The sequence below is a fragment of the Corynebacterium faecale genome (genome assembly GCF_030408735.1).
GTDB lineage: Bacteria > Actinomycetota > Actinomycetes > Mycobacteriales > Mycobacteriaceae > Corynebacterium > Corynebacterium faecale.
Window position 1 is genome coordinate 2157744 of the sequence record NZ_CP047204.1, and the last position, 13199, is coordinate 2170942.

At 61.5% G+C, this 13199-nt stretch carries 13 protein-coding genes; 1 reads left to right on the forward strand and 12 read right to left on the reverse strand.

Annotated features, from left to right (window positions below; translation table 11 throughout):
- Position 1: 1 nt before the first annotated feature.
- From CFAEC_RS09805 to hemW, 11 genes are all read right to left on the reverse strand, one after another.
- A complete protein-coding gene (locus CFAEC_RS09805) occupies positions 2-1090 on the reverse strand; it encodes a VIT1/CCC1 transporter family protein (protein ID WP_290276426.1) in 1089 nt (362 codons plus the stop codon).
- A gap of 78 nt (positions 1091-1168) precedes the next feature.
- Positions 1169-1903, reverse strand: a complete 735-nt coding sequence (locus tag CFAEC_RS09810) for an isoprenyl transferase (protein WP_290279867.1) — start codon at positions 1901-1903, stop codon at positions 1169-1171.
- A gap of 25 nt (positions 1904-1928) precedes the next feature.
- Positions 1929-2657, reverse strand: a complete 729-nt coding sequence (gene recO / locus CFAEC_RS09815; RefSeq protein ID WP_290276428.1) for a DNA repair protein RecO — start codon at positions 2655-2657, stop codon at positions 1929-1931.
- Positions 2658-2714: 57 nt separating this feature from the next.
- Complete coding sequence (gene era / locus CFAEC_RS09820) at positions 2715-3632, reverse strand: GTPase Era (protein WP_290276430.1); 918 nt, start codon at positions 3630-3632, stop codon at positions 2715-2717.
- Positions 3633-3938: 306 nt separating this feature from the next.
- Positions 3939-5258, reverse strand: coding sequence for a hemolysin family protein (locus tag CFAEC_RS09825; RefSeq protein WP_290276432.1), 1320 nt, complete (start codon positions 5256-5258; stop codon positions 3939-3941).
- Complete coding sequence (ybeY, locus tag CFAEC_RS09830; protein ID WP_290276434.1) at positions 5259-5861, reverse strand: rRNA maturation RNase YbeY; 603 nt, start codon at positions 5859-5861, stop codon at positions 5259-5261. It lies immediately after the preceding gene.
- Entirely contained in the window at positions 5858-6937 is a 1080-nt protein-coding gene (locus tag CFAEC_RS09835; RefSeq protein WP_290276436.1) for a PhoH family protein, read from the reverse strand. The genes ybeY and CFAEC_RS09835 overlap by 4 nt, the downstream gene beginning before the upstream one ends.
- An 80-nt stretch (positions 6938-7017) precedes the next feature.
- Positions 7018-7743: a 16S rRNA (uracil(1498)-N(3))-methyltransferase gene (locus CFAEC_RS09840; protein ID WP_290276438.1), complete on the reverse strand. Its 726-nt coding sequence runs from the start codon at positions 7741-7743 to the stop codon at positions 7018-7020.
- Positions 7743-8882 carry a molecular chaperone DnaJ gene (gene dnaJ, locus CFAEC_RS09845; protein WP_290276440.1) on the reverse strand — a complete coding sequence of 380 codons (1140 nt, stop codon included), beginning with the start codon at positions 8880-8882 and terminating at the stop codon, positions 7743-7745. The genes CFAEC_RS09840 and dnaJ overlap by 1 nt, the downstream gene beginning before the upstream one ends.
- A gap of 71 nt (positions 8883-8953) precedes the next feature.
- Positions 8954-9982, reverse strand: a complete 1029-nt coding sequence (gene hrcA, locus CFAEC_RS09850; protein ID WP_290276442.1) for a heat-inducible transcriptional repressor HrcA — start codon at positions 9980-9982, stop codon at positions 8954-8956.
- A 10-nt stretch (positions 9983-9992) separates the two neighbouring features.
- Positions 9993-11222, reverse strand: coding sequence for a radical SAM family heme chaperone HemW (gene hemW, locus CFAEC_RS09855; protein WP_290276444.1), 1230 nt, complete (start codon positions 11220-11222; stop codon positions 9993-9995).
- 99 nt (positions 11223-11321) lie between these two features.
- Here hemW and CFAEC_RS09860 point away from each other — a divergent pair, with 99 nt between their 5' ends.
- Complete coding sequence (locus CFAEC_RS09860) at positions 11322-11936, forward strand: hypothetical protein (protein WP_290276446.1); 615 nt, start codon at positions 11322-11324, stop codon at positions 11934-11936.
- 260 nt (positions 11937-12196) lie between these two features.
- Here CFAEC_RS09860 and CFAEC_RS09865 read toward each other — a convergent pair whose 3' ends face one another.
- Positions 12197-12874 (reverse strand): hypothetical protein, encoded by a 678-nt coding sequence (locus CFAEC_RS09865; protein ID WP_290276448.1) that lies wholly within the window; start codon positions 12872-12874, stop codon positions 12197-12199.
- Positions 12875-13199: the final 325 nt, after the last annotated feature.

Consider the following 13199-nt stretch of genomic DNA (forward strand, 5'->3'; position numbering starts at 1 on the left):
GTTATAGGATCATCCCGAAGGCGAGGCCGAGCATATAAGTCACGGATGCTGCCCCGAATCCGATGCCGAGCTGTCGAAGGGCACGGTACAGAGGTGGTCTTCCTGACAGCACACCGGTGATTCCGCCTGTCAGCAGCAGGGAGACACCCACGAGAATGAGTGACACCACGCCGGCCACCAGTCCGGTCAGTCCGATCACGTGGGGGATGATCGGGATGAAGGCACCTACGGCGAAGCTGAGGAAGCTGAACAGAGCGGCTGAGCGGGCGCTTCCTGTCTCGGGACGGTCTTCGGTGGGGATGAGGGGGGCGTCGTCAAGCTCACCCAGGCGGGCAAAGACCGCCGCTGCCTTCGCCGCCGCCTCCCCCTCCCCCAGGCCACGCGCGCGGTAGACAAGCTCCAACTCATTGGCATCCACGTCAAGTTCCGGGATGGCCTTCTGGGCATCCGGATCGGGCGTGGAGGCATCAAGCAACTCGAGCTGTGAACGCACCGATATGTACTCACCGGCGGCCATGGACAGCGCACCGGAGAGCAGACCGGACACACCGGTCAGCAACACGATCTGGGGTGCCACCCCGGATGCCATCACGCCGATCACCAACGCGAGGTTGGACACCAGCCCATCATTCACCCCGAACACCGAGGCGCGGAAATTGCCACTCATCCGTTCCCTGCCGCGGGTGGCCAATCCGCGGATGACCTCTGCGTGGATGCGTTCATCAGCACTCATCTGATCCGTGGCATCGGCATCATTGGTGTACGGGCTCCGCGATTCCGCGGACTGCATCAACGCAAGCGAGAACACCGAGCCGAAATTCCTGGCCAACCCTCCAAGGATGCGGGTGCGCAGATCCGGTTTACCCGGTTGCCCCACCTCAGACCCGAGCAGGTCACGCCAGTGCGCCTCGTGCCGGGATTCCGCGTCAGCCAGGCGCAGGAGGATCTCGCGTTCCTCACCCGTGCGTTTACCCGCCAGCTCCCGGTAGACCTCGGCTTCCGCGCGTTCATTGGCAAGGTACCGACGCCATCGACGAAGCTGATCAGGGGTGGGTTTTTCAGGAATGGTCCTCGTCGGATCGTCGCTCATGTGCAGTCCCTCTTCTGAAGGGACGTTCCACAGGATCTCACTGTGGACGCGGTCATCCCCTCTGTCTAGGAAGCGAGTCTAGGCGGTACCGAAACGACGGTCGCGACGGGCATACTCCTCCACAGCATTGAAGAGATCCTGCGGGGTGAAATCCGGGAAGAGTTTATCCTGGTACACCATCTCCGCATAGGCCGATTGCCAGAGGAGAAAATTGGAGGTCCGTTTCTCACCGGAGGGACGCAGGAAGAGATCCACATCCGGCATGTCCGGTTCATCGAGGAAGTTCGGGAAGGTCTTCTCCGTGATCTGCTCCGGGCGGAGTTCACCCTGAGCCGCCAGACGGGCGATCTCGCGGGCCGCATCGATGATCTCAGCGCGTCCACCGTAATTCACACACATGGCCAGGGTCATGGTGGTGTTGTCCTTGGTCAGCTCTTCAGCTGCCTCCAGTTCACGGATGACCGAACGCCACAGACGCGGACGCCGACCAACCCACCGTACGCGCACGCCCTTCCGGTTGAGTTCATCACGCTGGCGGCGCAGCACATCGCGGTTGAAGCCCATGAGGAACCGGACTTCATCGGTGGAGCGGCGCCAGTTCTCCGTGGAGAAGGCATACGCAGAGAGGTAGGGCACCCCGAGTGCCAGGCAGGCATCGACCACATCCATGAGCACGGCTTCGCCGCGTCGGTGGCCCTCGGTGCGCTTCATGCCCTTTTCAGTCGCCCAGCGACCGTTTCCATCCATCACCAGGGCGATATGCTCCGGGAGGAATTGGGCGGGAATGTTGGGGGGTACAAGTTCGCTCACAATGATCCATTGTGCCATGCCGGGATTGTCACACCTGGTCGAGTACCTCAAGTGTGGGAAGTTTGCGTTCCAGGTGCCACTGCAGGTGAGCTGTGGTGAGCCGGTGGATGGTGCCGGTGAGCTCCGGGTGTTCTGCCAGCACACGGTCACCCGCTCCCCTGGCCAGCAGCCACATCATGTGGAGGGCCTCAGCAGGAATCTCTGCACTGCCCTGTGGCCTGCAGTAGAGACAGACCGCACCACCGGCCCCCGGATGGAAGGCGGTGTGTGGGCCGGCGCGCCCGCACTGGGCACAGTCGAAGAGACTCGGGGCCCAGCCGGCGTGCTCCATGGAGCGGAGCATGAACTCATCAAGCAGGAGCACCGGATGAGGTGCACCCTGCATCCGTTGCAGAATCCCGGCGGTGGCATCAAAAAGATGTGGCCCCTCATCCATGGGGGCGATGTGTGAGGCTATCTCCAGGACAGCGGAGGCTGCTGAGTAGCGTTTGAAATCGTCGATGATGCCGGAGGCGTAGTAACCGACGGTGTCCGCCCCGGAGATGGTGGACAGGTTGCGCCCCGGGTAGAGCTGGACATCAAGTTCCACAAAGAGTTGGAGGCGGGAGCCGAACCGGGATTTGGAGCGTCGCACGCCCTTGGCCACGCCCCGGACGATGCCGTGGTCGCGGGTGAGCAGGACGATGACACGGTCGGCCTCCCCGAAGTCATGGGTACGCACCACCAGGGCACGATCCCGGTAACTTTCCCTGCGCACGCGCCTACCCTTTCACTCCCCTGCCAACTCCGGCTGTGATCCGAACCGCAGGGTCTGTTAGAACCCGAGGCGGTTCAGTGACTTCGGGTCGGACTGCCAGTTCTTCAGCACCTTGATGCGTAGATCCAGGTAGACGTTCTGGCCGAGCAGTTTGATGATCTGCAGGCGGGAGTTGTGGATGATGCGTCCCATCCGCTGGCCCTTGAATCCCATGATGATGTCCTTCTGGCCGACCCGCTCCACATAGATGATGGCGTGGACGGACAGGGTGCCGGGGCGGGTCGGATCCGGGAGGACCTCATCGATCTCCACGGCGATGGAGTGGGGCAGCTCATCCTTCAGACCGGACAGTGCCGCCTCACGGATCAGTTCAGACATCCGGGTCTCGGTGTCCTCATCGGTGATGTGATCATCCGGGTAGAACTTCGGGCCTTCGGGGAGCAGACCGGCAATGACGGTGGCCAGGGTATCCACATTCTCACCCGTGGTGGAGGACACCGGAACCACTTCGCTGGTGCCACCGAGAAGCTCGTGGACAGCCATCAGCTGAGCGGCAACCTGGTCACGCGATGCCTTGTCGATCTTGGTGATGATGCCCACGATCGGAGTCTTCGGGACAGCTGTGCGGACAGCATCGAGGATCCACCGGTCACCGGGCCCGATCTTCTCATGGGCCGGGATGGTCAGACCGATGAGGTCCACATCGGAATAGGTCTCCTTGACGGACTCATTGAGTCGCTCACCCAGCAGGGTGCGGGGGCGGTGCAGACCGGGGGTATCCACCACGATGATCTGGGCATCATCGCGGTGCACGAGACCACGGATCGGGTGGCGGGTTGTTTCGGGCTGATCAGCGGTGATGGCGATTTTCTCACCCACCAGCGCGTTGGTCAGGGTGGACTTGCCGGTGTTGGGTCGGCCGACGAAGCTGACGAAGCCGGAACGGAAACCCTCCGGGATATCGGTGAAACTCATAAATCCTCTAACTTCACATATTGGGATGATCGATCCAGCTCCACGCCACATCCCCCATGCTGCAAAAAGAGGGGGCACGCGACCTCAGGTCTGGATTCCTTGGATCTTTCCAGCATAGACCCTCCTCCGGGCTATCCCGCCATCCAGAACCCGGATCGTTAGCAACCGATCGCCTCACCTATTCCTGCGACCGGTATCACGAAACAGCAACACATCAACTACTCACTGGCCAATCTGATATCCCGCCCCAACCCCTATGAGCAGGCCCCAATCAATCAGCACCCCGACAAGCCAGCACTCCTGCCCCTAATCCTCCGACGTTTCAGTTTCCGAGACCACCACCACGACAGAGTGCATGCGCAGGCGCCCACGGCGATTACGTTCCCCTTCGGCGGTGAGCTTCAGACCGGAGCTTTCCACGGTGGCACCAGGCAGTGGGACGCGGCCGAGTTCATAGGCGAGGAGTCCGCCGATGGTGTCCACCTGGTCTTCGATCTCATCGGAGAATTCAATCTCATGATCCAGTTCATCCCGGATATGGTCCTGGAAATCCTCCAGGGACAGCCGCGACATGACGCGGAAGGTGCGGTCACCGATGTTCTCGATCGGGGCCACCTCATTGCTGTCGTATTCATCGGCGATCTCACCGACGATCTCTTCGAGGATGTCCTCAATGGAGATCAGTCCCGCGATGCCGCCGTATTCATCCACGAGGAGGGCGATGTGATTCTGTTCCTCCTGCATCTCCTGGAGAAGGGTGTCCAGTGAGCGGGAATCGGGAACGAACTTGGTGGGGCGCATGACCTGATCCACGGTGACGGAGTGTCCGCCATCCGTGGCGTAGTAGGTTTCCTTCACCAGGTCTTTGAGGTAGACCACACCGAGGATGTCATCCACGTTTTCACCGATGACGGGGATGCGGGAATGGCCTGAGCGTACGCAGAGTGCGGTGGCCTGGCCGGCTGTCTTGCCGGATTCGATCCAGATCATCTCCGGGCGTGGCACCATTACCTGGCGCACGGTGGTGGAGGCCAGGTCGAACACGGATTGGATCATCCGTCGCTCTTCGATCTCCACGATGCCGTGTTCCTGTGCGATGTCGACCATCTCACGCAGTTCCACTTCTGTGGCATAGGGTCCGTTGCGCAGACCGGGACCCGGGGCGATGACATTGCCCACCCAGATCAGCAGGCGGGCGACCGGCCCCAGAATCTTCTCCACTCCACTGAGCACCATGGCGCTACGCAGTGAGACGGTATAGGGGTTCTTGCGTCCAACGGTCCGACCGAACACCCCCACCACGGCGAATGTGAGCAGGGAAACCACTGCCACTGCGGCGATGATCGCCCAGGCATCATTGACCACCACGTGGACTGCGATCACACCGGCAAGCACAGCTGCGGTGGCATCCAGCAGGGTGCGCAGCATCACCAGCATGTTGATGTGGGTGGCTCGGTTGTCTATGACGTGCAGCAGAGCTTTTGATCCGCTGATCTCGTCCTTGTGCATCTGTTCGACGCGGGCACGGGAGACGGTGGATACGGCCGTCTCAATGGCCCCCAGTAGTCCGGAGAGCAGCAGGGAGCCCACTGTTGCCAGCGTCAGCCATAAGACGGTGTCGCCCATCTAGGGCTGTTCCTCAATGCCAGGGGTATCAGCTTCGGAAGCCTCGCCCGTCATTTTCCTGTCCAGTTCCATGCGTTCCGCGGCCGTGGGGAATGCACCCGGTCCGGTGGGCTTGGGCTGGTAGACCACGCCGCGTTTGTCCACGTCGTCATACCAGTCAGCCAGCAGTTCATTCTGGAGGGCGAACATTTCCCGCTCGGCTGCGGGTTCCATGTGGTCATAGCCCAGCAGGTGGAGGCAGCCGTGAACGGTGAGCAGGGCGAGTTCATGGGGCAGATCATGGCCGGCCTTGCTCGCCTGCTTCTCTGCAAATTCAGGGCACAGCACGATATCGCCGAGCATCGCCGGGCCGGGGCTGGCACCGTCAGGCCTGGAGTAGCCGGGGGTCAGCTCATCCATGGGGAAGCTCATCACATCGGTTGGACCTTCCAGGTCCAGCCACTTCACATGCAGATCCGCGATGGTGTCCATGTCCACGATGTGGATGGAGGCCTCCGCATCGGGGTGGATGTCCATCTCGCCGAGGGCGAAGGAGAGCACATCCATGAGCATCTCCTCGTTCACGCCCTCCCATCCGGATTCGTTGAATACCTCAATGCTCATGACAGTTTCTCCTGATCCCTGGCTTCACGTTCGGTCTGAGCTCGCAGATCCGCCTCGCGTTCCTCACGGGCACGACGGCGTTCTGATTCACGCTTTTCCTGCAGTTCCTCGTAGTCGTCATAGGCGTTGACGATGTGGCCGACCAGCTGGTGTCGCACCACGTCCTCCGAGGTCAGTTCGGAAAAGTGCACATCCTCCACACCGCGCAGGATGTGACGGACCAGGCGCAGGCCTGATTTCTGGCCTCCTGGAAGGTCCACCTGGGTGATGTCACCGGTGACCACCATCTTGGAACCGAAGCCCAGGCGGGTGAGGAACATCTTCATCTGCGCAGGGGTGGTGTTCTGGGCTTCATCCAGGATCACGAAGGCATCGTTGAGGGTGCGGCCACGCATATAGGCGAGTGGTGCGACCTCGACGATCCCGGCTTCCATCAGCTTCGGGATCACCTCGGGTTCGACCATGTCACGCAGCGCGTCATGCAGCGGGCGCAGGTAGGGATCGATCTTCTCATTCAGCGTGCCGGGCAGGAAGCCGAGCTTCTCGCCGGCCTCCACCGCGGGACGGGTGAGGATGATCCGGCTGACCTGTTTGGTCTGCAGCGCCTGGACGGCCTTGGCCATGGCGAGGTAGGTCTTGCCGGAACCTGCGGGACCGACACCGAACACGATCGTGTTCTCATCGATCGCATCCACATATTCCTTCTGCCCCAGGGTCTTGGCCCGGATGATCTTGCCGCGGCGGGCGATGATGTCACCGGTGAGGATCTCGGACACGGACTGCGGGGTCTCCACGTTGATCATGCTGATCACGTTCTTCACGGTATCCGTGCTGATCACATGGCCACGGCGGGCGATGGCCTGCAGCTCGTCCAGGATCCTGCCGGCGCGGGACACCTCGTGTGCGGGGCCGGTCAGCTCGATGCGGTTGCCCCTCGCGTGGAAATCGGCATCCACCTGGTTGTCCAGGACCTTCAGGTTGTCATCGGTGACACCCAAAACGGTCGGTGCGAGTTCGCGTTGGAGGTTGTAGACGGTGGACACCACGTCAGGGCGTGTGTTTCGCGGGCTGGTCACAGTGCTGTATCTGCCTGCTTTCTGAACTTGCTTGGCTTTAAGGGGCCGTGGGGACATACGAAAGTATATTGAGGGAAACTTTACCAGCGGTCTGACAGCACGCCGATGGCAGCGAGGGCAACCATCCCGGCGGATGCGGTCCGGAGCACCTCCGGCCCCAGTTTGACGGTGTGGGCTCCTGCTGCGGTGAAGCGTTCCACCTCCTCCGGGGCCACCCCACCCTCGGGGCCGATGATCACCACAACACTGCCGGAGAACGTTAATTCCCTAAACGGTGAACTGGCTTCCTCATGCAGGATGATCGCCAGATCTGATTCCGCGATGAGTTGCTCCACGCCCGCTGCGTCTACCACACCGAGTATCTCCGGGATGGTGGCACGCCGGGCTTGTTTGGCTGCGGTCTCCGCGGCTGTCTGCCATTTGGCCAGAGATTTGGCTTCCTTGCCCGTCCACCGCGCGATGGTGCGTTGTGATTGCCAGGCCACGATCCGGTCGGCACCGCCCTGGGTGAGCAGGTCAATTGTGAGTTCAGAACGTTCTGACTTGGGGATGGCCTGCACGATGGTCACCCGTGGGTTCGGGGCGGGGATCTCCTCGATGGATTCCACCACCACCTCCATTCGGTCTTTACCGCCGGTGGCGGTGACCAGGCAGGTGCGGGTGGTGCCGGAGCCGTCGATAAGCATGACGCGCTCACCCGGGGTGATGCGCTTGACGGTGACCGCATGCCGGCCTTCCGGGCCGGTCACCGTGATGTGCTTGCCGACGACCGCGTCACTGTCGGAGATGAAGACGGGCAGCGACATTATTTGGTGCGGAACCTGTTCTTGATCTTGTCAAAGAATCCGCTGTTGTCATCGCCTTCGCGGTGGACGGAGGAATTGTCACTGCGGTGGTCGCGGATCTTCTCCAGGAGTTCGCGGGTGTGCTCATCCAGCTCGGTGGGGACGAAGAGATCCACGTGGGCCATGAGATCGCCGCGGCCCTCGGAACGCAGGCGCGTCATGCCCTCGCCTTCCATCGTGATCACATCATTGGGCTGGGTGCCTGCCGGAATGGTGACGGTGACTTCCTCGCCGGTGAGCGACTCGACCTCGAGCTCGGTGCCCAGGGCCGCATCGATCATGGGAACACGGATGCTGGCGTGGAGGTTGTCGCCGTCGCGGGTGAACACCGCGTGTGGGCGGACCATGACCTCGATGTAGAGGTCACCGGCGGGACCACCACCGGAGCCCACCTCGCCCTGACCGGCCATGCGGATGCGCATTCCGGACTGGATACCTGCCGGGATGTTGGCCACGATGTCACGGCGCGCGCGCACGCGACCGTCACCGGAGCACTCCTGACAGGGATCGGGAATGACCTCGCCGGTGCCGTCACAGGTGTGGCAGGGGCGACTGGTCATGACATTGCCCAGGAAGCTGCGCTGAACTTCCTGGATCTCACCGGAGCCATGGCAGGTGCCACAGGTGTGTGGCTTCTTGCCGGATTCAGATCCTGATCCGTGGCAGTGGGTACACAGCACGGCCGTGTCCAGGGTGAGGTCCTTCTTGGTGCCGGTGTAGGCATCCTCAAGTGTGATGGAAGTGCGCCACAGGGTGTCGCTGCCCGGCTGCACACGGGACCTGGGCCCACGGGAGGCTCCACCTCCGCCGAAGAAGGCATCGAAGATATCGCCGAGGCCGCCACTGCCGCCGAAACCACCCGGATGGCCTGCGCCACCACCCTGCTCCATGGGGTCGCCGCCCATATCCACGATGCGGCGCTTATCCGGATCCGTCAACACCTCGTGTGCCACCGAGGCCTCGCGGAACTTCTCCGCGGCCTCTTCACCCGGGTTGACATCGGGATGATACTTGCGGGCCAGCTTTCGGTAGGCCTTCTTGATTTCCGAGTCGGTTGCATTGCGGTCGACTCCGAGGATGCCGTAATAATCACGTGCCATCGGTCGGTGATTCTCCCTTGTTGGTGAAGATTTATCGAGAATAGGTGAACAAATGGCCTAGTATAGCGGGCTTATTCGCCCGCCAGAACCCGGCCGACATATTTAGCAACAGCGGACACCTTGGAAATTGTTCCCGGGTAGTCCATGTATGTGGGGCCCACCACTCCCAGGCCACCGAGGGTGGTGCCGGAGGATCCGTAGCCGGTGGTCACCACCGACGCGCTGCGCAGCTCCACGTCCTCATTTTCCTCACCGATGTGCACGGTCACGTGGTTGAGATCAGTGACATTGGACAACAGCTTGAGCATGACCACCTGTTCCTCCAGTGCCTCCAGCACCATCGGCACACTCGCCGGGGCCTCACGGGGCAGGCGGGTCAGGTGGCTGGCACCCGCCAGGATCAAACGGTCCGAGGGTTGTTCCACCAGGGTTGCCACCAGCACACCGCTGCAGCGTTCCATGGTGCTGCGAATATCGGAGGGGGCCTTGCGTGCGAGTTCCTGCAGTGCCTCAGAGGCCTCGGTGAGGGTCTTCTCCGCGAGCGCACCATTGAGTAGATCCTTGAGCACGGTGACCTTGGCGGGTTCCAAGGGCTCATCCAATTCCACATTGCGCTGATCCACCCGGCCGGTGTCGGTGATGAGCACCAGCAACAGACGCATCGGGGACAACGGCACCACCTCGCAGTGCTTCACCCGGGATGTCTTCAAGGTGGGTAACTGCACCACGGCGGCCTGATGGGTCAGTTGGGATAGGAGCTGGACTGAGCGGCGCAGCACATCCTCCAGGTCCACTCCCCCTTCGAGGAACCCCAGGATGGCGCGACGCTCCGCCAGGGATAACGGCTTGATGTCATGGATGGAATCCACGAAGACGCGGTAGCCCTTCTCCGTGGGTACCCGCCCTGAGCTGGCATGTTCCTGGACGATATAACCGTCTGATTCAAGCACTGACATGTCATTGCGGATCGTCGCAGAACTGACATTGAGTTTGTGTCGTTCCAGCAGCGCCTTGGATCCCACCGGTTCCTGGGACGCGATGTAATCGGCGACGATGGCGCGCAAAACCTCATATCTGCGTTTCTCCGTTGCACTGACCATGACAGTCACCTTACTGGGTTTCTCCGGCACCCTCAGCAGTGTCTTCGGCTGAGTCTTCAGCAGTGTCTTCGGCGAGAAGGATGTCGGTGATGATGCCGTCGGCAAGCAGGCGGCCGGAATCGGTGACCGCAACGTTGGGGCCTACGCGGTGCAGGAGACCCAGGTCAATGTGGCGGTCGATCTCGCGGTGCGCCGCCGCGCTGAAGATATCCGCCGGCAGCCCCTGCTTGAGACGCAGACCCAGCATGACACGTTCGGTGTGGTGATCGGCCTGCGCGAGAGTCTCGGTCTCCATGATGGGCAGCTCACCGGTGGCGATCTGCGCTGAGTACCTGGCCGGGTGCTTGACGTTGAAGAAGCGGTGATCCCCGATGTGGGAGTGCGCGCCGGGGCCGGCACCCCACCAGTCACCGTCCACCCAGTACCCCATGTTGTGGCGGCACTCCCCGCCGGGTTTCGCCCAGTTGGACACCTCATACCAGTCAAAACCATTCGCACGCAGGCGGGCATCAATCAGCTCATAGCGGTCGGCGTAGACATCATCATCAGGGGCCGGCAGCTCCCCGCGACGCACCTTGCGCGCCATGGCGGTGCCGTCCTCCACGATGAGCGAATACGCCGAGACATGATCCACATCGGCGTCCAGCACGGCATCGAGGGTCTTGCGCACATCATCATCGGTCTCGGTCGGGGTGCCGTAGATCATGTCCAGGTTGACATGCTCGAACCCCGCCGCGCGGGCTTCCCTGGCCGCCGCCACCGGGCGGCCCGGGGTGTGCGTGCGGTCCAGCACACGCAAAACGCTTGACGACGCCGACTGCATCCCCAGCGAGATCCGGTTGTATCCGGACTCCCGCAGTGCATCGAAAAACTCCGGCGAGGTGGATTCCGGGTTGGATTCGGTGGTGATCTCCGCATCCGGTGCCAGTCCGAAGGTATTACGGATTCCGGTGAGCACGCGGCCCAATCCATCCGCACCGATCAGGGAGGGGGTGCCCCCGCCGATGAATACGGTATCCGCCGGGCGGGGCCCCGGATGGCTGGAATCCTGGCTTTTAGCCTCGGTGAGCTTGGCCACAGCCATCTCCAACTCAACCTCCAGGGCATCCAGGTAGGTATCCGGCCCCGCGGTGCTTCCCAGCTCACCCGCGGTATAGGTGTTGAAATCGCAGTATCCGCACCGTGTGGAGCAGAACGGAACATGGACATAGACACCGAAGACTGAGCGGAATACTGACATAGCACCCAACAGTAGTGCGTGGGGTATCTTCAGCAGAATTTTCAGCTTTAACCAAGGTTGGCTATACCCTTTTGCCACGAAAGTAGTAGAGTGCAGACTATGAAACGGATGACGGTAATCGCAGCGCTGACAACAGCTCTGCTGGTGGGCATGACCCCCTGCGCTGCGCAGGAAACCCCTGTCGCCACCGCCACCGTCGCCCCTGGCACCAGCGCCTCCACCGTGGCTGTCTCCGCAACCGTATCCGCAACCGCGGTTGCTGATGCTGTGCCCACATCACCCACCACCACCGCTGACTCCTCCACCACCGCGGCTCACAGTGATTCCGCAGATAACGGCGATGACCAGGACTACTGGCCTGATCTGGAAGCCCAGCGTGGAGAAACCATCCGCGTGAACTTCGAGGGCGACCGTACCTTCGATGATCTCCAGGTCGAGGTATCTGCACCATTCCAGTCATTCCGCACCACCGTGCTGTCTGATCAGTCCATCGTGGTCTCGGTTCCCCAGAATTTTTCCGCCGCCGCCAAGGTGGCCCCGGTATTCACCGTCCTCGATGGTGATGAGCCTGTTGATACCTTCACCGTGTCGGTGGAATACTCCCGCCCCAAGATGGATCCGGTTGAGAATTCCTCCCCACTATTCAGCCTGATCTCCAACATTGCCTTCAGGCTCCCGCAGTTGCCGTTCATGGCGTTCCTCTTCGAGGAATAATCCCCCACTGACTGGGTGTTAGTGGCAGTGGCAGCAGCTGTGCTGGTCGGTCCACTGTTGTGCCGCTGAGTGCTGGTTGGCTTGCATCATGAGGGGCCTGCGAAGAGTAAATCTTGGAGTTCTGCACGCTTCAAATCTGCATACAGCCAGGATGACGCTCACAGAACTCCAGGTTTTGCTGTTTATAGCCGGCATGAGCCTCCCGACCGTGCGGTGGGGTGTCTGCCAGTTGCGCCAGTGAAGTGAGGGGCGTCGGACGGTTAGGAAACCTGCCCGCGCTTCAGCTCCAGCTTTTCCGCAACACGGTTCACGATGGCATCGATGCGGGCACGCTCCAGGAGGAAACCGGGTGGGTTGGTGCCGCGCATGGTCCGTACATAATCAGGGTGGGCATCAGCAACCGTATTTAGCCAGGCGCGGGTGGAGGTGCACACATCATCGGCGACACGTCCGTACACCATGGGCAGTGATACCGAATCCAGATCCTCAGCCACACCGGCGGTCTGCATGAGCACCCAGTCCACCACCTGCTCCAAGTGCTTGACCACACCTTCGGTCCGCGCACCAAGGGCGGCAGCCATCTCCGGGACCATCACCAGATCCTCGATGGGAAACAGCCGCTCCAAATCTGTGGCGGTGATACGTTCCGGCTGGGTGACGCTGACCAGAACAGCAGACCTCACACTGACCGTTCCCTGACGCAGTCCGGAGGTCAGAGCGTGACGGAGGCCGGAGAGCTCAGCGACCACCGCCCGGGAATCGTTGCGGGCCTCTGCGACGATCTCCTCGAACTCCGCGAGGCAGTCATCGACCAGTTCGGCATCCCAGTCAGAGATCGCCTCCATGAGGTGTTCGATATACTCGGCAACCTCATCACCGATATTGTAGATCTCCTGGGTGAGTTCGCGGTGACGCAGTTGCGCGGTGGAAGTGCTCATGCTCTCCAGCACACATCCTTTCTTACATTCAGCCTCAGGAATCACACGTGACCCTCAAGTAACACTTGAGAGTTTGTCCAACGGGTTTCGACTCTATGTGAATTGGCTTGGAATTCCCGTTAGGCACGCCGACACACCCCCGCACCGCGTGTCGTCCATCCCCCGAGCGGTTCTCAGGCCGCCACTTACACCTGCGACTGACCCCCAGGTTGATCCATGTGCGCAACCCCGAGCGGACCCCAGATGAGAACCCAGGGCTGCTCCCCGATCAACACCGCGCCGTGACACAACGAGGCCCGCCGGCACTGCACCAACTCCAGTGTGA

Excerpts from the sequence above, each read along its gene's own strand:
- dnaJ (WP_290276440.1), bottom strand. The coding sequence starts at position 8,882 with ATGGCACGTGATTATTACGGCATCCTCGGAGTCGACCGCAATGCAACC.
- CFAEC_RS09860 (WP_290276446.1), top strand. The coding sequence starts at position 11,322 with ATGAAACGGATGACGGTAATCGCAGCGCTGACAACAGCTCTGCTGGTG.
- CFAEC_RS09805 (WP_290276426.1), bottom strand. The coding sequence starts at position 1,090 with ATGAGCGACGATCCGACGAGGACCATTCCTGAAAAACCCACCCCTGAT.
- era (WP_290276430.1), bottom strand. The coding sequence starts at position 3,632 with ATGAGTTTCACCGATATCCCGGAGGGTTTCCGTTCCGGCTTCGTCAGC.
- CFAEC_RS09825 (WP_290276432.1), bottom strand. The coding sequence starts at position 5,258 with ATGGGCGACACCGTCTTATGGCTGACGCTGGCAACAGTGGGCTCCCTG.
- CFAEC_RS09840 (WP_290276438.1), bottom strand. The coding sequence starts at position 7,743 with ATGTCGCTGCCCGTCTTCATCTCCGACAGTGACGCGGTCGTCGGCAAG.
- CFAEC_RS09865 (WP_290276448.1), bottom strand. The coding sequence starts at position 12,874 with ATGAGCACTTCCACCGCGCAACTGCGTCACCGCGAACTCACCCAGGAG.
- hrcA (WP_290276442.1), bottom strand. The coding sequence starts at position 9,982 with ATGGTCAGTGCAACGGAGAAACGCAGATATGAGGTTTTGCGCGCCATC.
- ybeY (WP_290276434.1), bottom strand. The coding sequence starts at position 5,861 with ATGAGCATTGAGGTATTCAACGAATCCGGATGGGAGGGCGTGAACGAG.
- hemW (WP_290276444.1), bottom strand. The coding sequence starts at position 11,222 with ATGTCAGTATTCCGCTCAGTCTTCGGTGTCTATGTCCATGTTCCGTTC.